20 protein-coding genes are annotated in these 23031 nt (G+C 49.0%); 13 read left to right on the forward strand and 7 right to left on the reverse strand.

Features of this window, described 5'->3' with window-relative positions; translation table 11 throughout:
* The first annotated feature begins 1 nt into the window (after position 1).
* The 10 genes from WMO36_RS04040 (at position 2) to WMO36_RS04080 (ending at position 8560) form a co-directional block, all read left to right on the forward strand.
* Complete coding sequence (locus WMO36_RS04040; RefSeq protein WP_195939207.1) at positions 2–1417, forward strand: lipopolysaccharide biosynthesis protein; 1416 nt, start codon at positions 2–4, stop codon at positions 1415–1417.
* The gene (locus WMO36_RS04045) at positions 1414–2454 is read left to right on the forward strand and encodes a glycosyltransferase family 2 protein (RefSeq protein WP_302147090.1); all 1041 of its coding nucleotides are present in this window, start codon (positions 1414–1416) and stop codon (positions 2452–2454) included. The genes WMO36_RS04040 and WMO36_RS04045 overlap by 4 nt, the downstream gene beginning before the upstream one ends.
* Before the next feature lie 161 nt (positions 2455–2615).
* The gene (locus WMO36_RS04050) at positions 2616–3170 is read left to right on the forward strand and encodes an acyltransferase (RefSeq protein WP_302147092.1); all 555 of its coding nucleotides are present in this window, start codon (positions 2616–2618) and stop codon (positions 3168–3170) included.
* A 26-nt stretch (positions 3171–3196) separates the two neighbouring features.
* Positions 3197–4300 carry a polysaccharide pyruvyl transferase family protein gene (locus WMO36_RS04055; RefSeq protein WP_302147094.1) on the forward strand — a complete coding sequence of 368 codons (1104 nt, stop codon included), beginning with the start codon at positions 3197–3199 and terminating at the stop codon, positions 4298–4300.
* A 24-nt stretch (positions 4301–4324) separates the two neighbouring features.
* The gene (locus WMO36_RS04060) at positions 4325–5344 is read left to right on the forward strand and encodes a nitroreductase family protein (protein ID WP_302147095.1); all 1020 of its coding nucleotides are present in this window, start codon (positions 4325–4327) and stop codon (positions 5342–5344) included.
* Between the two features lie 75 nt (positions 5345–5419).
* Positions 5420–5665, forward strand: coding sequence for a hypothetical protein (locus tag WMO36_RS04065; RefSeq protein ID WP_033524336.1), 246 nt, complete (start codon positions 5420–5422; stop codon positions 5663–5665).
* Positions 5666–5771: 106 nt separating this feature from the next.
* Entirely contained in the window at positions 5772–6830 is a 1059-nt protein-coding gene (locus WMO36_RS04070) for an EpsG family protein (RefSeq protein ID WP_302147097.1), read from the forward strand.
* Positions 6831–7005: 175 nt separating this feature from the next.
* The gene (locus WMO36_RS08330; protein ID WP_353962950.1) at positions 7006–7293 is read left to right on the forward strand and encodes an acyltransferase family protein; all 288 of its coding nucleotides are present in this window, start codon (positions 7006–7008) and stop codon (positions 7291–7293) included.
* Entirely contained in the window at positions 7290–7691 is a 402-nt protein-coding gene (locus WMO36_RS04075) for a hypothetical protein (RefSeq protein WP_302147098.1), read from the forward strand. The genes WMO36_RS08330 and WMO36_RS04075 overlap by 4 nt, the downstream gene beginning before the upstream one ends.
* A gap of 92 nt (positions 7692–7783) precedes the next feature.
* Positions 7784–8560, forward strand: a complete 777-nt coding sequence (locus tag WMO36_RS04080) for a dCTP deaminase (protein WP_349076910.1) — start codon at positions 7784–7786, stop codon at positions 8558–8560.
* 411 nt (positions 8561–8971) lie between these two features.
* Here the strand turns inward: WMO36_RS04080 and WMO36_RS04085 are convergent, their stop codons facing one another.
* From WMO36_RS04085 to WMO36_RS04095, 3 genes are all read right to left on the reverse strand, one after another.
* Entirely contained in the window at positions 8972–10114 is a 1143-nt protein-coding gene (locus WMO36_RS04085; protein ID WP_302147101.1) for a hypothetical protein, read from the reverse strand.
* Between the two features lie 608 nt (positions 10115–10722).
* Complete coding sequence (locus WMO36_RS04090; RefSeq protein ID WP_302147102.1) at positions 10723–12225, reverse strand: BAR domain-containing protein; 1503 nt, start codon at positions 12223–12225, stop codon at positions 10723–10725.
* Between the two features lie 76 nt (positions 12226–12301).
* A complete protein-coding gene (locus WMO36_RS04095) occupies positions 12302–13699 on the reverse strand; it encodes a tyrosine-protein kinase domain-containing protein (RefSeq protein WP_302147183.1) in 1398 nt (465 codons plus the stop codon).
* A 219-nt stretch (positions 13700–13918) separates the two neighbouring features.
* On the opposite strand from WMO36_RS04095, the gene WMO36_RS04100 reads away from it, so the two are divergent.
* Positions 13919–15724 carry a DUF4012 domain-containing protein gene (locus WMO36_RS04100; protein WP_349076912.1) on the forward strand — a complete coding sequence of 602 codons (1806 nt, stop codon included), beginning with the start codon at positions 13919–13921 and terminating at the stop codon, positions 15722–15724.
* A 66-nt stretch (positions 15725–15790) separates the two neighbouring features.
* Here the strand turns inward: WMO36_RS04100 and WMO36_RS04105 are convergent, their stop codons facing one another.
* Positions 15791–16411: an arsenate reductase/protein-tyrosine-phosphatase family protein gene (locus tag WMO36_RS04105; RefSeq protein ID WP_099571753.1), complete on the reverse strand. Its 621-nt coding sequence runs from the start codon at positions 16409–16411 to the stop codon at positions 15791–15793.
* Positions 16412–16615: 204 nt separating this feature from the next.
* Positions 16616–17632 (reverse strand): endonuclease/exonuclease/phosphatase family protein, encoded by a 1017-nt coding sequence (locus tag WMO36_RS04110; RefSeq protein ID WP_302147105.1) that lies wholly within the window; start codon positions 17630–17632, stop codon positions 16616–16618.
* Between the two features lie 301 nt (positions 17633–17933).
* On the opposite strand from WMO36_RS04110, the gene WMO36_RS04115 reads away from it, so the two are divergent.
* Positions 17934–18257, forward strand: coding sequence for a hypothetical protein (locus tag WMO36_RS04115; protein WP_226586973.1), 324 nt, complete (start codon positions 17934–17936; stop codon positions 18255–18257).
* An 18-nt stretch (positions 18258–18275) separates the two neighbouring features.
* Here the strand turns inward: WMO36_RS04115 and WMO36_RS04120 are convergent, their stop codons facing one another.
* Together WMO36_RS04120 and WMO36_RS04125 are read right to left on the reverse strand one after the other, a co-directional pair.
* Positions 18276–19817, reverse strand: coding sequence for an MDR family MFS transporter (locus WMO36_RS04120; protein WP_099571756.1), 1542 nt, complete (start codon positions 19815–19817; stop codon positions 18276–18278).
* A gap of 929 nt (positions 19818–20746) precedes the next feature.
* On the reverse strand, positions 20747–22009 hold the full coding sequence (locus tag WMO36_RS04125) for an Nramp family divalent metal transporter (protein ID WP_349076915.1): 1263 nt from the start codon (positions 22007–22009) through the stop codon (positions 20747–20749).
* A 122-nt stretch (positions 22010–22131) separates the two neighbouring features.
* Between WMO36_RS04125 and WMO36_RS04130 the strand changes: the two genes are divergently transcribed.
* Positions 22132–22986 carry an aldo/keto reductase gene (locus WMO36_RS04130; protein ID WP_349076917.1) on the forward strand — a complete coding sequence of 285 codons (855 nt, stop codon included), beginning with the start codon at positions 22132–22134 and terminating at the stop codon, positions 22984–22986.
* The last annotated feature ends 45 nt before the right edge of the window (positions 22987–23031 follow it).

Here is a 23031-nt window from a genome sequence, read left to right on the forward strand (position 1 = left end):
CGTGGGTAAGTACAAGAATCTACTAGTCAATGTCGGCATCTTCGGACTCAGCGCAGTAGCCACTAAACTGATGGCATTCATACTGATGCCGTTATATACCCTGTACCTGTCTACAGAGGAATACGGCATCATGGACATGGCTACCATCATGGTAACCACATTATTCCCTGTACTAACTTTGCTCATCAGCGAAGGCATGCTCCGTTTTACGCTCGATGATAAGTCAAAAGCCGCGTTTTATATTACCGAAACCATGCTGGTTATGTTGGCAAGCTGTGTGCTTTTGGCAATTATTCTGCCAGTATTTGATTTGCCTATTTTTGGTGGGCTAGGTAGATATAAAATTTGGTTCCTGTTGTCCTATGCGGCGTTGTGTTTTCCCTCTGTGATGGGTACTGTCGCTAGGGCCATGGATCAGATGAAACTCATTGCTTACGCCTCAATATTGTCTGCGCTTATTATGGGCGTGCTTGCTTATGTGTTGATTGCCGGAATGAATCTCGGTCTTATGGGGTATTTCTACTCTTATATCGTAGGCAATGGTTCAGCGATCCTGGTATATCTTTTCGCCGGTAAGCAGTATCAGTTTATCGATTTTACAGTATGGCGAAATAACGCGTCTCTTCGTAGGCAGCTTTGGCGCTACTCGCTGCCATTGGCTCCGAATTCATTGTGCAACCAGATTCAGACGACAGTTAGTCGTTTCATTATTACAGGTGTACTGGGTATTTCCGCTTCTGGTTTGTATGCTGCAGCTTCAAAGATTCCTAATTTGCTTAATGTGCTTCAACAGATTGTTCAACAGGCTTGGCAACTTTCCACGTTCCAAGAGTTTAAAAGCTCCGGGCTCAAGCATTTCTATGATGTAATCTGGCGTGTGTATCAAGCCCTGATGTCGGTAGGAAGCGCATTAGTAATCACACTCTCTCCGTTCATCGCTAGGGTGCTTATGCAGCGCCAGTTTTACTCGGCATGGCCTCTTATATCCATTCTTGTGCTTGCCTTTTATCTTAGTGCTATCAACAACTTTCTTGGCACAATTTATCAGGCTTATATGCGTACAAAGCCGTTACTTGTGGCTACAGTTGTGGGAGCTGCAGCATGCCTCGCATTTACCGCTATCCTCGTACATGACTGGGGTATTTCAGCTGCTGCATTCGGCGTGTTTGTCGGTAGCTTGGTGATTTTCGTGGTTCGTGTGATTGATGTGCGTCGTCTGATGGCCATCAATATGAGGCCGATTCCTACGGCCATTACCATGATGCTGCTTACTGTCCAGTCCTTGGTAACCTCGAATCAATGCAGCCATTATCTATTCTGGTCATCGATTTGTCTGCTGCTTATTGCATTCGTGCAATGTTATGAACTTAAGCCTCTTATTACTCTGATATTCACAAGGAGGAAGTACACAGCATGAGTACTAATCCATCTGCCATGCCTGAGAAAACCCGAACTGAAGATCTCCCCTTGATTTCAGTGATTGTTCCTGTGTACAAGGTTGAACGTTATCTTGACCGTTGTATACAGTCAATTGTCGACCAGACGTATCGAAATTTGGAAATCATTCTGGTCGATGATGGCTCTCCGGACGCTTGCCCTGATATGTGTGATGCTTGGGCGGCAAGAGATTGCAGGATCCGTGTCATTCATCAGGAGAACCGAGGGCAAGCAAACGCTAGAAACAATGGCATTGAATCCAGCAGGGGCATACTTATCGGATTCGTCGACTCTGACGATTGGCTGGAACCGACCATGTATGAAGTTTTGCAACGGGCGCTTGAAGAACATGACGCAGACATCTCTATGACCGGCAGCATCATGGAATACTCTGATGGACATCAGGTTTATCTTTGCCAACCTAATGTCCATTTAATAATGAGTACTTCAGAATCTTTCAAATACGTCAATTTGCCGGGATACCAGACGATAGCACCTTGGAGCAAACTCATTAGACGTTCCGTACTCGAAAATATTCGTTTCCCTGAAAGTCAAAGAGTCGGGGAAGATTATCAATTCACTTATGATGTACTTGCTGCCAGCAAGCGAACTACTTACGATTCGACACCGCTATACCATTATCGACAAATAGAGGGCAGTGTATCTAATACACCGTCTGAAGTTACCCCTAGTAGTTACAAAGCTATCAGGAACATGGTGGAGCTGGTACGTCAAAAATTCCCTGAACAGCTTCCTTTCGCGCTATACGGACAGATGAGAAGCATGGTAAGCCTTTATGATCAGGCTCTTGTCACAGGGCACGCCAAAGAACGGCAATGGCGAGATTTCGCGAGAGATACTCGTGCTTTCATCAGGCAAAACATAAAAGCTATTACTGAATCCGTAACGCTCCCTCATGGGCGTCGCTTACAGCTCAAACTCATGGCCATCTCCACAACGCTTTACGGCGTGTTTTTCCTACTTTATAAGCGCATTCATCCGGAACGGAGTAAGTGAAGAATATGAGCATTAAACAACTTGCGATGCGGTTAGTTTATGGACACAAGGCTTCCTCGGAACAATACGTATCATGGCTCCGAAGCCAGGGGATGCACGTGGGGCAACATGTGCATCTATACACGCCATGGTCTATCAGAATCGATACTCAGAGACCTTGGATGATTGAAATCGGCGATAACGTACATATCACCGCAGACTGCTCTATTTTGCAACATGACTATAGCTGGGCAGTAATACAACGCCTTACGGGTGAGGTGCTGGGATCATGCGGAACTGTTCGTATTGGCAATAATGTTTTTGTCGGTCAGAAGTCGTTGATTCTCAAAGGAGCTGAGATCGGAGACAACACCATCATCGGAGCTGGCAGCGTGGTGACAGGCCGTTTGGATGGGAACGCTGTATATGCCGGTGCTCCGGCAAAGAAAATCTCTTCCTTGGAAGCGTATATCGACAAACGCCGCAAACTTCAATTAAATGAAGCCGTGTTATTAGTACGTGAGTACGAGCAGGCATATGGAAAGCGGCCGCCAAAAAAGCTACTTCGGGAATTCTTCTGGCTGTTTGAGCCTAGGAACACTCAGCTGGATGAGGTATTCCAAAAGGTTTTCCAGCTTGATAACAATACCGAACGTTCACAGCAAGCGTTTGTTCAAAGCGAACCTATGTTTAGCAGCTATGAGGCATTCCTCAAATACGTTGAATCAAATTCTTAACAGCCAGCACAGAGAAAGAGGCTTCTATGAAAGACTCAATTACTTCTTACACCATTACCTGCAGCAGACCAACTAATTATGGCGCTGTTCTGCAAACTTACAGCTTGAACACCGCTCTACGCAAGATGGGTGTGGACGCCAAGGTGCTGGATTACAACCCCAAATACTACTACACGTCTACGCGGCCGCTGCCTATTCGCATGCTTCGCGCCATCGTACGCTTCCCTGATTTGGTCAAGGGGCGCAAAGTGTTCGGCAAATTCCTTGAGGACTACATACCTATGAGCGCCAAAACTTACCGTACGCTTGCCGAGATTGAGGCTGACACCCCCCAATCCGACGTCTATATTTGTGGCAGCGACCAAATTTGGAACTGTAAGAACAAGCTTAATGGTAAAGATGATGCGTTCTTCCTGTCATTTGCGCCTGCGGGCGCTCGCAAAGTAGCGTATGCTGCCAGCATTGCCATGCCTGAAATTCCTGACGATCAGAAGGATCGTTATCGTAGACTGATTTCCGATTTCGATGCCGTGTCTGTGCGCGAACCGTCGTCGGTGCCCATGCTTGAAGATCTCGGCATTAGTAATGTTCAATCCGTCATTGACCCAGTATTTCTGCTTGAGAAGGATGATTGGAACGTAATCGCCGATGCCAGCGATTTCACTCCTACTGAAGATTACGTACTGGTGTATGGCTATAACCGCCAGAAAGATGTATACGCTTATGCACGTCGGCTTGCCAAGAAGCTAGGCGTGAAAGTCTATACCATCGGTACTGCCATCGAAGATTACACACTTGATCAGGACCGTTATTTTTGGAATGCTTCCCCTAACACTTTTGTGAACCTGATTCGCAATGCGAAAGCCGTGGTGACAAATTCATTCCATGGCACTGTGTTCTCTATTGTGTACAACAAACCATTCCACTTCTTTACAGTTAAGCAGACCACAAACTCACGCATGCTCGACCTGCTGGATTCGCTGGCGTTAAAAGACAGACATGTTACCAGTGGCGACCTGCTGAGCAACCACATCGACTATACGCAGCCGAATACTCTACTCGCTTCATTACGTAAACAGTCATTAGCTTATTTACACAGCAGCGTATCGGAACCACTAAATCAGCATTAATCAAGAGTCCAAAGGAATGTCATTATGAATTGGAAGAGCACTGTAGAACAGTGGATGCCAAAACCGCTTATCGCTCCTCTCAAGAATCTGCGTCAAAGCATTCATCTATATCAAGATTCGTGGGCACAAGCCAAGCGGTTTAATCGTAGCTACTCTCGCATTATGCCCCATGAACGAGTAAGAATCGAGACACGAGTGATGTTTCTCAGCCATCAAATTGAAAAGGGTCTGAGCCATCACAATTTTCGCTATGGGTTTGGGAAAAAAGTTTTTAACGAGCTTCCGACCCTGCTTACACGTCTGGAACAAGCAGATCTGAATTTCGCTAATAACACTGTGTACAAAGAAAGTCTTGCTGCGCTTCATGAGTACATGCAGCGTCATCTCGATGCGGAGAAAGATATTTCTTGGCAGCAATCGTTATTCACTACAGATCAGTGGCAACGAATTATGAATGCCGAATCAAACGATGGTGGAAGCATATCTATCCGTAAAAGTGACAAGCTCAATAACAAAGATCTTTCCTTTGCTGCGTTAAGTGAAAATAGACATTCAGTTCGTGAATTTGCTGATGAGCCGGTGTCCCTAGACGAACTTAACCAGGCAATTCAGATGTCCATGCGCACTCCATCAGTGTGTAACAGGCAACCCACTAGAGTGCATGTCATTCTCGACAAGGAAGTTATCGCAAAGGCTTTGCACATTCAAGGTGGTGTTAATGGATATCCAGCCCCTCCCGCATTGCTGATGATTACTTCTGACTTGCGCGCGTTTATGACATCTTATGAGCGCAATGAGGGATATACCGACGGTGGCCTGTTCGGAATGTCACTACTATTATCTTTGGAATCTTTGGGAATTGGAGCTTGTCCGCTCAATACCATGTTTACGGCAACTGCAGAAAAGAAAACCCGCAAACTTTTGCATTTGCCTGATAACGAAGTACCCGTCATGTATATCGAAGTTGGACATTTCTTGGACGAAACACGTACCTGTCGGTCCACTCGATTCCAAGGCTCAGATATTACCTCGGTCTTGAAGTAACCACAGACTGATATTCCCGTTCGCGTACTTGCATCTGCGTGATCAGATAGTCGTACAATCAGCAAGGAGTCTTCCATGGATGCACTCTCTGTTTTCGTCACTACATCATTGCTCAAAGCTGGAGCGCAAGTTGCCGGATTGCCATTGACGCTGAATTTGCTACTTACTGCATATGTAATTCTTCGTCATCCAAACCGAACTTTATTGATGATGAAGAGGTTTCGCGGATTGGCCGTGGCTTACGGAGCTCTGTTTGCGTCTGGTCTGCCATACATGTCTCAAGGGCGGATGTCTTTAGACATGTATGGCAATGGTTTATGAAGCGTTAGTCGTATTTGATCAACTGGCTATGCTGTTTGTTCTATGGGATGAATTTTCTTGAACAAAACCCCTTTTGTGAATATAAAACATCAAAATAAGGAAAAGAATGTTTATTTATATAACATCTGTTTTCTGCTGCATACTTTTGATATGTGTTGCAGATAAATTAAATAAAAGAGCAAAGGTTTTACCTTTTGCTATTGTTTTTTTGATTTTATTCACAATATCTGGATTCCGATATGGAGTTGGAACAGATTATTTTTTTACATATGTTCCAACTTATAAACAGATATATAATGGCACACCTCCACCAATGGAGCCAATATTTCTATGGCTTAACAAGCTATGCATTGATTTTGCAGGTAGTTGGTATCAGTCTATATTTATTGTTACAAGCTTTATATTCATAGGTTTAATATATATTGTTATATATAATATGCCATGTTCAAAAGTTCTACTGACTGTTTCTTTTTTGTGTGGTGGGTATTTCTTATACTCATTTAATGTGGTTCGCCAGACAATAGCTACTGCACTATTCTGTTGTGCATTATTGTTTGTGGAAAGAAATATGGATGGCAAAAAACGATTACAGAGTCTTTTTGCAGCTTTTTCCTTGGTTGCGATAGCGGTAGGTTTTCATTATTCCGCTCTAATTTATTTTGTTGTTATCACTCTCCTCTATCTAAAGCTTGACAAAAAAATATATTTGTCCCTTTTTTTCGCTTCGGCTGTTCTCGTACCTACTTTCGTTGCAGTTATTGGCATTTTGCTCAAAGGGACAAAGTATGAGAATTATATATCCGGCTACTGGCCAGATCCCAGCAAAGCATTTTCATTATCATCTTTACTATTTGTAGGTTTCTTCTTTGTTTATTTGTTTACGGAATCTAAAGAGGATGATCATTGGTTTAATATTTTTAGAAATTTACATTTCATAGGATCCATAGCTATTATGATTGGCCTGTTTATACCACTAGGTCAGAGAGTTTCTGCATTGTTTTATTTGCTTAATTTTCTTAGCATACCGTACTATATTGAATACTATATTACAGAAAAAAATAAAATGCTTATAAAGATATTATATTTATCTTTTTGTTTTTTCATGTTCCTGCACACATTGGCAGTTAATGGAAATGGTATTTTACCATACCATTTCGCTATATGATAAGTTAATGCGACCGTTGGTTGCGATGCTTTTAGATTGAGAAGCGGGGAGTTTAATTACAGTATGGGATTTTGCCTCAACGAAGTTTTTGAATAATGCTTGGATAATGATGTATTGTGTTTTGTAAAGAAAAGAAAGTAAATGAGGAGATTATACTATGGCATAAAGTTCTAGGCTGGCTGCACTCGATTCGCTACGCGGCTTCGGCATACTACTAGTTGTTTGGGACACGCATCACATCTGCCGGTCTGGTGTCGTGGTTTTTTCATTCCACATGCCGTTGTTCTTCATCATCTCAGGCATGTTGTTCCACGAAAGACAATTCCTGGACTCGTTTAAGAAGAAGGTTGCAAGACATCTCATACCGTATCTGTTCTTCGGAATAGTGACTTTCGCGTACTGGGCCCTTATCGAAGGGCGCTTTAGGGGGAGGATGCCAGTGGTTCCGCCACGAATGAGTTGACGAACATTTTTCTCGCCCGTGCCGGAATCAGTAATTATCCGCAGAATGCTGTGCTTTGGTTCCTATCTTGTCTGTTTGTCACGGAGATGTTGTTCCTCGGAACCTTTACCCTCGTCAAACCAAAGAGAGCGATTCTGCATGATTGGGCTGTTGCCGCGACGCTTGCCACGGTCAGCTTTCTCTCAATCATGGTCATGCATTCCTTTGGTCTGCCGATTGATCAGCTCCGCCTTCCTTGGGCTCTTGATATCTTCCCCTTCTCCATGCTGTTCTATTGCATTGGCTACTTGTTGAGTCGTTTTCTCATGCCATGCATGCAGAAAGGGGCTGCGGACATTTTCTTGGAGTTAATCACGCAGCCCCTTATCCTTCCACATTTAACAAGACAAACTCATTAAATGGAAAAACAGTTAATGGAATAGCTAAAAGTTTCTACATGATGCATTATTGTGGTAGCATAGCTTTTTTATCAAGGAGGCTCCAAGTGTTATTGAGTGATAGCAAAATCCGTGAGTTGATTAGCAGTGGCGTCTTGACCGAAACGCGAAGCGAAAATCTTGGGCCTGTTTCCTATGACCTTACCACTAGAGCGTTTCACACTAGGGAAAGGCAGAGCCTTGAAAAAGTTACTCTATCTCCGGGTGATTCTACATATGTTTCTACGGTCGAAGTTATCAAGCTACCCGAGAACATAGCCGCGAGAGTGTTGCTGAGGAATTCTCGAATTCGTCAAGGCCTAAGCTTGGATGCGCCTCTTTATTTCCCAGGACATCACACTAGAGTGTTTTTCCGCGTGACAAATATGAGCAGCGACCAAATCACCTTGAGCACGAGCGACGGTATTGCCCAACTTGTTTTTGAAACAGTTGAAGGTAACGTTGAGCACCCTTACAAAGGTATCTTCTCCGACGAACTCGACTACCGGGGTTTGGGTGGATACAAAGACATTTATGCAAATGAAATTGAGATGATTGACAAGAAGACCGATGAGGTTCGGGATATTGAAAAGCATATGTATGCCAACGTCCTGGCACTCATGGCTATTTTTGCAGCTATCTTCACATTGGTAAATGTGAATGTCGTCGCTGCTGGCAAATGCCTCTCCCAAGTTCTTGTACTTAACCTTACTACAGTAGGTAGTTTTGGCGCCCTCGTTGCATTGATTACCGCAGTAGTGAAGCCCAAGGAACGGTGGGCAAGAATCACACCTTGGATTGTGGCCGTCGCGGCTTTCGCAGTAGCAATTCTTGTTGCGATCTTCCTTTAGTGGACATTTCGCTATCAGGTCAAATCTTAGATGATATACAGACCTCGACGTTGAGATGCATGGCGTTCTGAGACTTCCCCGGCATAGAGGCCTAGTTTCCATCAAACTAGGCCTTTATTATGCGGTATAAGCCACGTGTATCTTTGGCTCAGATAAGCAAGAAGGCGCTGTGCCTGCACAATTTAGACTTTGTCCCACTGACGCGAATTGCGCAGATACGGTCTTGGAAATCACTTTTATTTATTAGAATTCACCATTCTTTTGCACCATTCCTCAATGGATGGCTACCGCCGGATAACCGTAGATCGCCATGCCGGCTTTCATTAGCTGCAATACCACGTGCGCTGCCGCAATGACATCCGTATTCTTGCCCATGTCTCGCCTATATATGGTAGATGCGAGCTTGTGCAGTTATGAAGACCACAGTCGGTTCGTTATGAATGCGCAGACGGCAGCAGCAACCAGCAACAGAAGCGATGCGACGGCAAGCGCTTGGGTTGCGGAGCCGGTACGGGGCATGTCCGGCTGCTGCTTGGGCTCGGCGGGCTTGCCAGGTTCGTTCGGCTTGTCTGGCTCTTCTGGCTTGACTATGGATTTGATGTTCACTGTTACATGCGTGCTGATTTCATCATGGCCGGAGGTACGGAATTGCGGGTCCGCTCCCCCATCGGCGGTTTCAGCATTGCGTGTTGCAGTGATGGTGACGGTTTGGCTTACCGCATCAAACGCTTTTCGCTTGGCGACTGCCTGCAGCGCGAGCTCGATCTGCTTATTCAGAGCTTGCAGTTGCTCGGCATCCGCTACGAGACGATAGTCGGAAATACCGTTCAGTTTGGTTCTGGTGAGGTCCAGCAGACTGTCGTTGGTTAGCCTCGGCAAGGTTGAGCCTTGCTCAAGTTCCACCGTGGGGTAAGCGCTTGAAATAGCCAGCTCACTGATATTAAACATGCTATCGTCGCCGTTTGGGATTAGGCCTGCCATGTCGGCCAAGTAGGGTTTGAGATTCTCCGTAGTGGAGAATGAACCGCCCATGAGCACAAGCGTGTCAAGCCCGGCGGGGATTGCGCCATGGTATTCGCCGTCGCGAATACTCACATAGCCGAGGTGTTCGGCATCGTTCAACATGCCGAACAGTGTTGGTGCGGTGAATGTTCCTGCGAAAATACTGGCCTTGGCAGAGGTGCCGTTTGTTTCCGTGAACCGCATGAGCGTGGTATTCGATGTGAAGTTTCCACCTTGAATCTGCAACGCTCCACGGCAGTCGATTGCGGGATTATCTCCGCCGGCAACCGTGCCCGATCCGGTGATGGTGAGCTGCATGTTCGCAGGAACGGTGATTGCCGTAGTATTGCTGGCGTTGAGCGCATGTCCGTTCAATTCGAGCGTGACCCCGCGCACCACTTTCGGTGGGGTGACGGTGACGCTTTCCGTAGTATCGGTAAGCAATGTGACTGTATTGTTCTTCATCGACGTATGGTCAATCGCGTCTTGCACGCTCATATAGGTCGTATTGCCCACTTGAGCGACCGGCTGCAGCTCATCTGCGAACGCCATCACGGGAAACAACAACGTTCCCGATAATGAGATAATCAAGAAAGACGCGATAATCGCCGTCGAAAGCGTTGACAACATATGGATGTGGTGTGATTGCAGGCGTTCGACCGCCTACTTTTCATGCTTATACATGATCGTTCCTTGCATGGAGCGGTGATTAACTATTTCAAACGCACCGAAATGCGTGTAGACCACCCTCAGCTTTGAGGGATAAAGAAAAGCAAAATAATAGTATTACAGCGTTGAAAAATTATCTCACACAATCTACATAAAAAGCAAATCGACTGCCGAAAGAAACTAGACAAATAGTAGAGTAACCAACTCTATATCATTAGTATTGCAATCATGTCGGCAATGCCCCAGAAATTCTTTATACAAGTAAAGAATGATAATAAACAGCAAAAGATACACCACAATTCAAATATTATAGGAAAGTTTTCTTACTGATGCGTCAGTATTGCATGCAAAAAACGACGCGATCCATCCAGGTGATACAAACACCCCATAAACCGCGTCATACCCCACTATTTCCCAGTGCATAACACCTTAGGGCAGAAGGAAAAATAAAAGCTCTGCAAGAGCGAACCCAAAAAGGTTCAGAGCACACTCTAATCGCCTGGAGTCTGCGAGCCAGAGCCAGAATCGATGCCGGAACCAGGCTCAGGAGGTGTACTAGGAGGAGTCGATTCATTGATTGGAGGCTGCGAACCAGAGCCAGAATCGATGCCTGAACTAGGATTATTGCCAGGTGTAATAGGAGTCGAGGGAGTCAATCCGCCGGAAGGCTGCCGCGTGTACTGGTAGTTGTACGAATTACCAGTATTGCTCTGTTGCTGCTGTTGATTCTGCGCAACCAACGCGTTCATGGAAGCATTCACATCATCAGAGGCGGTTTGCAAATCCGTTATCGACTGGTTAATGGCATTAGTATCGGTACTGTTGCCATTGAACAATTCCAAAGCATGATCAATGGCGCTCTGCAACGTCACTCGCGTGGAATCATCCGCCACTTGGTACAGGCTATTGTCAAGCAGTGACTGCGCATTATTGATGGCTGCTTCAAGCTTCTTCAGCGCATCAGCGTTGTCTTGCTTCTCCTTAGCCTTCTGACTGTTCGTAACGGCTGTTGCAGAATCATTCAACGTCTTGGAATGGCTTTGCAACGTAGGCAGTTGCTCGTTCATGGCTTTACTGCGCTGGCGAAGTTCAGCGTTGCTCAAATCAGCACTGCACTCTCCCACCGCCGTAAGGTTCTGCGCATCTTTCACTGCAGACTGCAACGCGGTCAACGTTTTCGCATCCAAAACCTGATCGCTTTTCACATTCTGCAACGCTTTGGCGTTTTTCAACGCCGACTTGTGTTCCTTCACAGCCTTCTCATATGCCTTGGAAGACTTTTTGCACATGCTCAACGCGGTACGGTGCTGTTCGTTCCGTTCAAGCCCCTGATCATACTGCTGGCGCTGCCAAACACCAAATCCAACGCCCGCGGCAACCAACGCCACTATGGCCACAATCGCAACGGTAATAATAATTGTCTTGCGATGTGACTTCTTCGGCGGAACCGGAACAAGCTTCAATGGATCATGCCCATCGTTTTCCATGTCAGACAGGTCATCTGGCATGGGCAGGCTTTCAGGTATGAAGGTAGTAGAAGCAGAGGCAGGAGAATCCACAAAAAGCGGCATAGTGGAATCCACAGAAGAGGCCGACTCTACCGGAGAGGCAAACGAAACAGTTCTCTCGGCAGATTCAACAGACGGTGAAGCATCAGCAGACTGCGTAACATCGAGCGTTGCGGTCGAATAAGACGTCGAATCAGGCTCGCATGACGAGGTGGAATCGTTTTCAGCACCAGAAATATGCTTTCCTGCACTATTCGGAAAATCCTCAACACGAAGGTTTACCGTGGGCGCATCAGATGCCTCGCCACGTTCCACAGCCGACTCAACTTCCGAGAAGGTGATCAGTGGAATATCCCAGAACGTATCCACCACATCATGTTCGGAAGCCGACTGCGCCTTGGGCTGCTGCTTGCCCTGAGAGTCCAAAGAGTTTCCCGACGAAACAAGATGCGACAGATTCGGCACAGTATTGTTGTTGTCACCCATGTTGATTCCTTATTATAGCGTGAGACCGAAGCTTCATGCTCCGGTCTCATGTTCACGCCTCATACACTACTTGCGGCTACTTTTTGTGGCTTTTCTTCCGCGGAGCATCCTCGTAGTAGTAATAGTAGTTCGAATTGGAATGAGTCTTCTTCGGATCGGCATGGTTGAAGATGAAACCAAGCACCGGAACCTTGGCTGTATGCAAGGATTCGGAAATCTCCTTGAGTTCCTTCTTCTCGCACACGCCACGACCGGCCACCAGAACCAGACCCTTAGCCCAACGACCGAACACGGTACCATCGTTGGAAACACTCAACGGAGCGGTATCGATAATAACATAATCGTACTGGGTCAAAGCTTGCTTGACCATCATACGCATGGTGTCTGACCCAAGAAGCACGCCAGCATTCGCCGGGCGTTTACCAGCAGGAAGAATATGCAGATTCGGCTTCCAGTAGTTCTGCACCACATCTTTCGGAGACATCTGGCCAGAAAGCACGTGCGCCAAACCGGCAGAACCTTCAAGACCCAAATGATGAGCAACGGAAGGATGACGCAAATCGGCGTCGACAAGTAGCACGCGAGCACCATCTTCAGCCAAGGCCGCAGCCACGTTGATTGACATGGTGGTCTTGCCTTCAGAAGGCTGCGCACTGGTAATGACCAGCAACTGCCCTTCGCCCGCAACCTTATCGGTCTGCAAGAATTCGATATTAGTGTGTATACGGCGGAATTCCTCAGCGATAGGGCCATTGGGCTGGCTGACGAGCACTGGGCGCTTCTCACCCAGGGAATTATCCTGAGGCACGGAACCCAAGGAAGACGCCCCAACCAAGCTACGCACGTCGGAGGTCTCCTCGACCTTGGTGTTCAGCATGTCTTTCAGCAGTGCGGCGAACACGCCAAGCACCAGACCTGCGACCACACCGACCGCCAGATACAGCGGCTTATTCGGCGAACTTGGGCTTTCAGGCACACGTGCCCTCTGCACGATGGAGATCTTCACCGGAGACTCATCTGCCGCAGAATACAGATCGTTTTGAATCACGTTCTGCATAGACACTGCCACCGCATTGGCAATGTCGGACGCCTGCTGCGCGTCACCGTCTTCCGCGGAAATGTTCACGAACGCGGTGTCCGTAGGATTGGTGACAGTCAGCTGCTCGGCCAGACTCTCCACCGAAGTATCCAGTCCAAGATCTTTGATGACCGGCTCAAGCACGGTTTCGGTGGTTGCCAACGTTGTATACGACGTGATCTGGCCGGCGATGTACGTGCCACCTGTGTACTGCTGGCTAATACCCGCATCATCCCCCTGGGATGCATTGTACGTAGCCATAGCCTGAGCCGTGGCGGTATACTTCGGCGGAACCAAGAAGGTGTACGCAGCCACCCCGGCGAAAACCATCACAAATACGATGGCCGCGGTGACCAGATGCTTGCGAATGATACGCATCAAATCCATCAGCGTGATGCCGTCTTCAGAATCATCTTCAACGGCAACCTGCTGGACGTTAGTGTTCTCTGCGGAAGTCACTGAACCCCTCATCTCCGTATGTTAAAAAACCTTAAGAAATGCTACCCTCCCCCCTAGAAATAGAGTCGATTTTATCAGGCAGCGATCGCTTTTTCACTATTTATCCATACGAATGTGCCATGATAAAAAGCTGGAACACCTAACAGAGGGGGATTAATGTCTCAACATGCGAGCGCTCACGCCGCCCGTTCTCACAAGCTTCGCAATATATTGCTTGTTATTACGGCACTGCTCATCCTACTGGTCATTGCCGGGGGCGCCATCGGTCTGAATTTCTACAAGCAGGCGAAGGAAGTCAAAGCTCACGAGGAGCAGGCGGTCTCGTCTCTTTCGGCCATCACCGACGTCAATACGTTGAAGGATGCGCAGGTGTCGGACCCCTCGATCAAGCAGGCGCGGGCCCATACCGCCGCGGCAAGAGATATTACCAATGGAACACTGTGGAACATGCTGTCGAAGATGCCGGTTGTGGGCGGTGATGTTACCAACGTGCAGGGCATGACGCAGGTGGTGGATGATTTGGTGCAACAAACACTGCCGTCACTCACCGATGTGGTCCAACAGCTTGCGAACGCGCAGATCAGCGGTGAGAATGGCCAGTTGAATCTTCAGCCCATTGTGGATGTGCAAGACGACTTCTCTTCGGTAAGCAAGCAGGTGAAGTCGTTGAATTCGAAGCTCAGCAATCTGCCTGAACCACGTATCGGCATGGTGAAGAAGGCATATTCGCAGAGTCGCAGCCAGTTCACCAAGGTTACGGACATGGTGGAGCAAGTGAACAATGCACTACAGATGCTCCCCTCCTTCTTGGGGCAGAATGGTGCCCGAACGTATCTGCTGGTGGCGCAGACCACTTCCGAACAACGTTCCGGCGGCGGACTGGTAGGCTCCATGGGTACGTTGCAGACCGATCATGGACAAATTCAGGTCGGTGAGTTCCACCACAATGAAGACTTCATTAACGGCAGTAATGGCAATGCTTCGGAACATGCCGTGTTCAAGGGGCCTCTGGGATTCTCCTTCGATATTCGCGATACGTTCGCGGTGCCAGACATCGCCCGCAATGCGGAAATGATGAATGAAGCTTGGCAGCGTTCCCAATATGCTTGCGATGTTGACGGTATCGTATCTATCGATCCTGTGTTCATTCAAAAAATGGTGGAAATCAACGGCAATGTGACGTTGGAAGATGGTACTGTGCTCACCGGCAAAAATACCGCTGAATACATGCTCAACACCATCTATAAGGAAGTTCCTGTATCTCTACAAGACACGTATTTCGAATACATCGCCTCCACCATCATGAACAAGGCTTTCAGCAACATGGACATTGCCAAGATGATGAAGGTGGCTCAAAGCATCGGCGAATTAACGAAGAACCGCCATTTCTACGCATACACGTTCCATGATGATGAAGCCAATTATTTCCAAGGTGCCGGACTCGCCAAGGGCACTCCAGACAGCGAGACCGATCCGGAAGTGGGCATTTACCTCAACGAACAGAATCCGTCGAAGTTGGGATGGTATATCGACCGTAAGACGCAGATTACCAAAACCGGTCAGAATGCCGATGGGTCGAAAACCTACCATGTCACCTACACGTTGACCAATACGCTGACTTCCAGCGAAATGGCCACCTGCACCGGCTATATTCTGGGCGGCGAGCAGGCAGGTGTAACGGGTAAGCCTGTTGCGGCTCCGGGAACGTCTGCGCAACGTATGCTGTTTTACGCACCAAAGGGCGGTTCCATCAGCAAGATCACCTCATCCGGAGACGTACGAGACCAAAGCAATGCTGTGATGGATGATCAAAAACTGGTCACCAATGTGGCTTATATCGCCCCCGGAGAAAGCGTGACTTTCGATCTCGACGTGACCACCTCGCCGAAGGCCGAAAGCGACCTGACCATCGATCAGACACCATCCGGCAAAATGACTAACGAGGTCAACTACCAGTACTGACCGATTCGTGCCGGCGCTGACTGAAGGCACCGGCACGAAATCGTCGACCATGACGGCCACTGCCATCTAAGCCCACATATTGTAAGTATCAGTGGACCGCACAGAACAAATCTGCGAGCGCACAGGCGCTATACCCACGCTGTAATGCTTTTTCATGCTTTTCAGCATGGTTCGCAGAGCATCATTGGTCTGGTTGGCCGCAACACGGAACTTGTCGAACGACTTGCCGTGCGGGTCAGCGATGTCTTTGGGAGTGGGCAGCATCGGACGAATCATAGAAGAGACTTTGATAACGGAAGCAAGGCGCTCCTGGATGGTCAGTCCGCTTACCATGCCGTTTTGCGCACAGTATTGGCACATGTTGGCAAAGTCGTTAAGCAGAAATGTATAACGGACCGCGCCGGGCGCGAGGGCAACGATGTCTTTGCGCTGTTCTTTCTCGAAACAGAGAATCAGATCAGCACTCTCAGCCATAGATCGGGTGAGTCTGCGGGATCGGAATCCGCTTGGTTCAATGTTGACGCTGGTCATAAGTCTGGCACTGGACGGATCCATCTGGCATCGCGGAAGGCCACGCGTGCCGGCGCTAGAAACCTGCACAGTGGTGCCAGCGAGGTAGCGAGTGAGCAAAAGTTCGCCCATAGGTGACCGGCAGATATTGCCTGTACAGACGAACATGATATGCATACCGCACACCCCTTTGTATCTCTACCTAACTAATGAAAACTACAATCCTCAATCTTACCTCAGGTATAGATATTACAATTTGGGGTTTAACCATTTTACCCCTTCGGGGATACCGCAGGAAACACATACACCCCCGACAAAGGAGCGTGCTTCTTGAGTTGCAGGCTTATCGCGGAAGTTCGTTTCCGCCGCCACTTTCCGCCGCTATGCAATGGTTAGGGTGGCAAGCAGTGCGAGATGGTCGGAACCTTGAATCCGCTTGGTTTCCAAATTTCTGGCGTGCACGCCCCTGTCGTAAATAATATGGTCGATTTCAGCGATAGGGAATGCCGAAGGATACGTCATATGCAATCCCTCGCCGGCACTCTCCCCCGCATCCGTAAAGCGATCACCCAACAGATATCTGAAGCTTGCATGATCCCACGTGGAATTAAAATCCCCCATCAGCACATACGATTCCCCATTATCGTAATGCTGTAATTGCGCTATGGAATCCAAACTTTTATTCCATAATCCCTGATTGCTTGGTCGTGGAGAAAACGGATGAACCGACCCAAATCGTACTTTTCTGCTATTGAAATCAACTGTCGCGGCAGGAATACTACTGGATTCAATAGGAATAAGATCTTGTGTTGTTTTCTGCAGAGGATGCGCACTGTACAGTACGTTCACACCGCCATTATCATGCCAAGTGAGTTGCGCGGAAACGGAATACGGAAGATAATCCTCAATTCCAGCATCATGCAACCGATCTAATAATCCTGATGAAACTTCCTGCATTGCAAGAATTTCAACATGCTCGCTTTGGATTGTTTGCACGATTTGCTGCGCATCGGCACAACCTTGCTTCGTATTGAACGTCATGACACGCACTGTTGCAGAAGGTTGTATGGCACGATCATTGGTCGGAACGACATACCCCCAATGCCAAATAATTTGGATGATCACGCACAATACGCTTAACGCGACTAAAAGTTTCCGTTTGCCAACAGTGCGAAAAACTGTTGCAAAAACTGCGATAATTACGGAAAGCAAGCCAAGCCAAGGCATGAGCGCGACGATCAGAGGCACGTAGCGTTTACCATCGAGACTGTTCGGTAGCATGCGCAGAAGCATCGCGAACACGATGACGGCGGATGCGAACCACAGCAACGCCGTAAGCAGTGAAGCGCGCATTTCACGACGCGTCTCACTTCGTTGGACATCGCCAAGTCGAGTCATGCGCACTCCTTTCCCATTCCATATTCCCGTTTCATCTTCATGTTCCGCGCAATCCGCAATCGTATGCAATCACATGTTGCAACCGATAGTCTTACGCATCGTTTTTCACAACATCTCTCACAACATCTCTTCTCGTGAACGCTACCCGCGTTCATCCCCGCATATGTTTCCCGCGCGCATTTAGGGTGACGCTTTCACAAAAGTGCCACTATATGGACACTTTCCGGCATTTGGAATCGTTCTGATACGTTCATCCGATAATCTATAGGTTGCAAAACGATGCTTAACAAAAGAGGCAATCATGAGCGAAGAAGCAATGCGAGAAGAAGTGGCGCAAGCTGTGGAAGTGGCCGCAAACAAGGCCGCCGAAGAGGAAATCAGCAAGCTAGCCGAATTCGAAAACGCCATCGACGAGACGCTCGCCTCCGGATATTTGGACGATACGCTCACCGTCACCGACGCAGACGGCGTGGCGCAAGTGCTGCCGATGCTTGATTCCGAACCAATCTCACACCTGGTGGAAGGCTTGGAAGCCGTAGGCGGGAGCGCCAATGTGTTCGTGCACACCAGCGCAGGCGTGGTGGCCCTCAGCGTAGTGGAATACAAGCCCAACGAAGAAGAGTAGCCGTCGCAGCATGCACGCTCAGGCGGCACGCATGCGGTTGAGGGCGCGCTGCACGGTTTCATGGGTGGAACCGGCACCCTGGCCACGCACGCCGAAGAACACCATCAGCACCATCACAAAGCAAATCGCAGCGCTGATGCGCAACGCCCACTGAATGCCGAACACGTTGGCAGCCGCATACACGGCTTTTTTGCCACCGAGCGCAGCCCAACGCAACGAAGTGAACGTCTCCATCAAAATAACCAACACCGGGGCGCCAATCGCGCCCGCGATCTGACGAACCGTATTCGTCACCGCGGATCCGGCGCTCACCTCTTCCGGTTCCAAACAGTTCAGCGACCATGTGGTGATCGGCATCAACACGAAACCCATGCCGATCTGGCGCACAAACTGCCAAATCGATACCCACCAAATCCACGAGGTCATGGAAATCAAACTCATCATGACCGTGCCGAAACACAAAGTAATCGTGCCGACCAACGCCACCGGGCGTGCGCCGAAACGGTCAAGCACTTTGCCGCCGAAAAACTGCGAAATGCACTGGCCGAGCGCGCCGGGAAGCATCACTAGGCCGCTAATTGCAGCGGAATAGCCGCGGCAATCCTGAATATACAGGGGCATGATCACCATAATCGAACTGAACGCGAAGAACGAAAGCGCGGCCGTGATCGTGCCAACAGTAAAACTACGATTCTTCAACACACTCAAATTCAGCAACGGCGGCTGCGCTTCAGGATTTTCGACCTGCCTGCGAGCGCCATGAATCTGGCGGAACACAAACCAAATAATTCCCGTGATACCAATCAACATTGGCAGCCAAACCATCGGATTTACAAACGAATACGATTCAATATTCGTAAAGCCGAACATTAAGCCGCCAAAGCCGAAAACAGACAGTCCAACGGAGAAAAAGTCAGCCTTCGCGGTTTTATCGTTCTCGCCGAAATTATGCAATCCAAAATAGGCAAGAAGCAGTGAAATCACGCCGATAATGGTCAACGTGAGGAAAATTGAACGCCAACCGTTCAAATCCGTCTGCACGCCGCCAAGCGTCGGACCGATCGCCGGAGCCACGCTCATCGCCATGCCAACCGTGCCCATTGCGAAACCGCGGCGAGACAGCGGATAGATCGAAAACACGGTGATCTGCAGCACCGGCCACATCACACCCGTACCAACCGCCTCAAGCAAACGCCCGATCAGCACCATCAAAAATGTTGGACCAAGCCAGGCGAATACCGAACCGATCGTAAACACGACCATGGAAACAAGCACGATTTCGCGCGTCGAAAAACGCCTCGTAAGGTATGCCGTAAGCGGCACCATCACGCCCATGACCAGCTGGAAAATCGACGTAAGCCACTGGCCGGTCGTAACGGAAATACCAAAATCACTGACAATCGTCGGCAACGCGGCGCTCAGCTGCAATTGCGTGAAATTACCGACGAACGTAATAAATGTAAGAATCGCAATGGAAATAAACGCCGTGCGCGTTAAATGACCGTTCTGATACGATTCCTCTCGAGTAAGCGCTCGGGACATGTTCCGCTTCGCTGACATCAATCACCTTCTCCACATTCAAACGCAAAAAACTATATGACAGCCCATATGACATGGATGCTTGAGGACTGCGAAATTGCGCTTACTGAGTGGATTGTGAGGCAGCATTGCAGCACATGGCAGCATTGCGGCACATGGCAGCATTCCGGTGGCGTTCCTCTGGATATTCGCTTACGAATCCCTGTTTTTGTCATTTCGGGGTAACACTCCCCCATTTAGAGGCATCATGACACGCAAAACGGTAGGCAAGTTTTCGGCGTAGGCAGTGCCGGAGGGTAATGATGACAATTAGAGCCATGTTCCACATCTGCATGGAGTTGTGGGGCATTTTCATATGCCTGATTTGCACAGGCGGAATTCTCATTGCCACACCACAAAAACCAGACGCACTCGCATCAAAATACTTATGCAGATCGCCTGCATGCTTCTTCTTGGAGCCGACGCGCTCAGCTAGTATTTTCTCAACAATCCCGGAGAAACCGCATACTACATGGTGCAACTCGTTAATTTCTCCGTATTCTGCATTAATTATATTTTCATGAGTTTATTCACAACCTATATTTGGTTGACAGTAAGCAACCATAATCATCGCAAACCAGCCGCATTGTATGCCGTCTACGCATTGTCCGTAATTGGAATTCTCCTACTTATCATCACACAATTCACTGGTCTTTTCTACTATTTCGATGACCACAATCGTTACCATCGCGGTAACTACTATCTTCTTTCGCAGGCAATTGCAGTCTTGGGAATCGCATTATGCCTCTTCATGTTGATCTCATATCGCAAGAATCTTGATCGCATTATTTTCCTTTCCATGATGTCGTTCTTCGTACTACCAGTATTGGCGACCATCCACCAAGCACTGGCATACGGTTTTTCATTGCAATGTTTGGCGGCCGTAATCCACACAGAAAACGGGATGTGCATCAGGAACGGCCGGAAAGTGTGAGGAAGACGAGAATCACATTAAGCGCAACAATCAGCGAAACAACTACCATATTGATCGCGAATTTCACCGGACCATCCACATAGTCGCCCATTAATGAGCGATCGTGAGTGTATTTCATCAGCGGAATGATCGCGAACGGAATACCGATCGACAGTATCACCTGCCCTATGATCAGCGCCTCCGTCGGATTCTTCGCAAACCACAGTACAATCAATGCCGGCACAAGCGTCACCACGCGGCACGCCCACATCGGCGCTTTGACCCGCAACAGTCCATGCATAATTTCGGCGCCGGCATACGTGCCGACCGATGTGGAGCTCAGGCTGGAAGCCAGCAGTCCAATCGAGAAAATCGTGCCGATCACAGGGCCCAGAGCGGCGGCGATGGCATGCTGCGCGCCTTCGATCGAATCAGTGCCGGTCACGCCATACAGCGAATTCGCCGCGAGAATCAGCAACGCCAGATTCACCGTGCCGGCCAGAAGCAACGCCCATACCACATCGACCTTGCTGCCATGCAGCAGCGTCTTGATGTCGGGCTTCTTTTGCCCCGCGGAATAATGGTCATTGACGAGTGTGGAATGCAGGTAAATCGCATGCGGCATCACCGTGGCTCCCAGCATCGAGGCGGCCATGAGCACGGTCGCGGACCCCTTGAAACGCGGGATCAAGCCCGCTGCCACCTGCGTGGGATTCGGCGGGTCGATGAAAAGACCCGCGATGAAGCCGAACATGATCACCAACAGCAGCGCGATGATCATCTTCTCGAAAAGACGATGCGTAGGCCCCTTCTGGAAAATCAGCAACACCGTGGAAATCGCGCCGATAATGCAGCCGCCGACGAACAACGGCAGACCGAACAGCAGTTTCAGTGCAATCGCTCCGCCGATCACCTCCGCCAGATCCGTGGCGATGGCGATCACCTCAGCCTGCATGAAGAACATGAACCGACCGGCATCCCCCAGACGTTCGCCCAGAATCTCCGGCAGACTCCGGCCCGTGACGATGCCGAGTTTGGCTGACTGGTATTGGATGAGCACGCTCATGCAGTTGGCCAGAACGAGCACCCATACCAGCAGATAGCCGTATGTGGCTCCGGAAGTAACATTCGCAGCCACGTTGCCTGGGTCCACGTATGCCACAGCCGCCACAAAAGCGGGGCCGAGGATGCCGGCGAGCGCGTGCCCGTAATGCTGGTGAGATTGTGGTTGCGGAGTAGTTATTGCATTCTTTGAATCCATATTGTCCTCCATATACGCGCAATGTTATAACGCGCTTACCTGCATGGAATTGTTACGGCCGTTACGTTTCCCGCTAAACTGGTGTGGAGAACATCGCATATTCGATTCAAGGGGTTGTTTCCATGGCTACTTTCCATACTCCGATGGTTACGCTTTCCGACGGCAATCTGATTCCGCAGATCGGTTTGGGCGTGCTGCGCATCGACGATGAGGGCGTTACTCCCGTAGTTGAGAGCGCGCTGGAAGCCGGCTATCGGCACATCGACGGTGCCGCGGGATACAACAACGAGGCCGGTGTGGGGCGTGCGCTGAAAAACACGGGATTCACGGAGGGAGAGCTGCGCAAAGGCCTGTGGGTCACGACGAAGCTGCGTGATTCCGAGCAAGGGTATGACAGCGCGCGCAAAGCGTTCGACCGGCAGCTGGATCTGCTGCAGCTCGACTACGTGGACATGTATATGCTCCATTGGCCGACTCCGTTCGACTGGCGTTCCGGTGAGACGTGGAAGGCGTTCACTGAGTTTCGTGCGGAAGGACGTGTGCGCACACTGGGCGTGTGCAATTTCATGCCCGAACATCTTGACCGCTTGCATGAGGAAACCGGTGAATATCCGGCCGTCAACCAGATCGAACTGCACCCGACCTGGCAGCAGCGCGAGGTTGTGGAATACTGCAAGGCGCACAGCATTGCAGTGGAAGCGTATTCGCCAATGGCCCGCGGCGCTGATTTGAACGCTGGAAATGGCACGATTGAACGCATCGCAGCTGCACACGGAGTCACCCCGGCACAGGTGATCCTGCGCTGGCATATCGAAAATGGAACGATCATCATCCCCAAGTCGGCACATGCGGAACGACAGAAGCAGAATCTCGATCTGTTCGGTTTCGTACTTACTCCTGAAGAACATGCCGCGATTGACGCGCTTGACGGCCCGACGCGCGCCGGTCATGATCCGATGACGTTCACTTACGCCTGATATTCCCCAATTCCGCGATTTCAGTATGTTGTATGTATTATTTCA

Source organism: Bifidobacterium hominis, assembly GCF_040095915.1.
Lineage (GTDB): Bacteria > Actinomycetota > Actinomycetes > Actinomycetales > Bifidobacteriaceae > Bifidobacterium > Bifidobacterium hominis.

Excerpts from the sequence above, each read along its gene's own strand:
- WMO36_RS04045 (WP_302147090.1), top strand. The coding sequence starts at position 1,414 with ATGAGTACTAATCCATCTGCCATGCCTGAGAAAACCCGAACTGAAGAT.
- WMO36_RS04050 (WP_302147092.1), top strand. The coding sequence starts at position 2,616 with ATGATTGAAATCGGCGATAACGTACATATCACCGCAGACTGCTCTATT.
- WMO36_RS04055 (WP_302147094.1), top strand. The coding sequence starts at position 3,197 with ATGAAAGACTCAATTACTTCTTACACCATTACCTGCAGCAGACCAACT.
- WMO36_RS04060 (WP_302147095.1), top strand. The coding sequence starts at position 4,325 with ATGAATTGGAAGAGCACTGTAGAACAGTGGATGCCAAAACCGCTTATC.
- WMO36_RS04065 (WP_033524336.1), top strand. The coding sequence starts at position 5,420 with ATGGATGCACTCTCTGTTTTCGTCACTACATCATTGCTCAAAGCTGGA.
- WMO36_RS04070 (WP_302147097.1), top strand. The coding sequence starts at position 5,772 with ATGTTTATTTATATAACATCTGTTTTCTGCTGCATACTTTTGATATGT.
- WMO36_RS04085 (WP_302147101.1), bottom strand. The coding sequence starts at position 10,114 with ATGGCGTTCGCAGATGAGCTGCAGCCGGTCGCTCAAGTGGGCAATACG.
- WMO36_RS04090 (WP_302147102.1), bottom strand. The coding sequence starts at position 12,225 with ATGGGTGACAACAACAATACTGTGCCGAATCTGTCGCATCTTGTTTCG.
- WMO36_RS04100 (WP_349076912.1), top strand. The coding sequence starts at position 13,919 with ATGTCTCAACATGCGAGCGCTCACGCCGCCCGTTCTCACAAGCTTCGC.
- WMO36_RS04105 (WP_099571753.1), bottom strand. The coding sequence starts at position 16,411 with ATGCATATCATGTTCGTCTGTACAGGCAATATCTGCCGGTCACCTATG.
- WMO36_RS04110 (WP_302147105.1), bottom strand. The coding sequence starts at position 17,632 with ATGACTCGACTTGGCGATGTCCAACGAAGTGAGACGCGTCGTGAAATG.
- WMO36_RS04115 (WP_226586973.1), top strand. The coding sequence starts at position 17,934 with ATGAGCGAAGAAGCAATGCGAGAAGAAGTGGCGCAAGCTGTGGAAGTG.
- WMO36_RS04120 (WP_099571756.1), bottom strand. The coding sequence starts at position 19,817 with ATGTCAGCGAAGCGGAACATGTCCCGAGCGCTTACTCGAGAGGAATCG.
- WMO36_RS04125 (WP_349076915.1), bottom strand. The coding sequence starts at position 22,009 with ATGGATTCAAAGAATGCAATAACTACTCCGCAACCACAATCTCACCAG.
- WMO36_RS04130 (WP_349076917.1), top strand. The coding sequence starts at position 22,132 with ATGGCTACTTTCCATACTCCGATGGTTACGCTTTCCGACGGCAATCTG.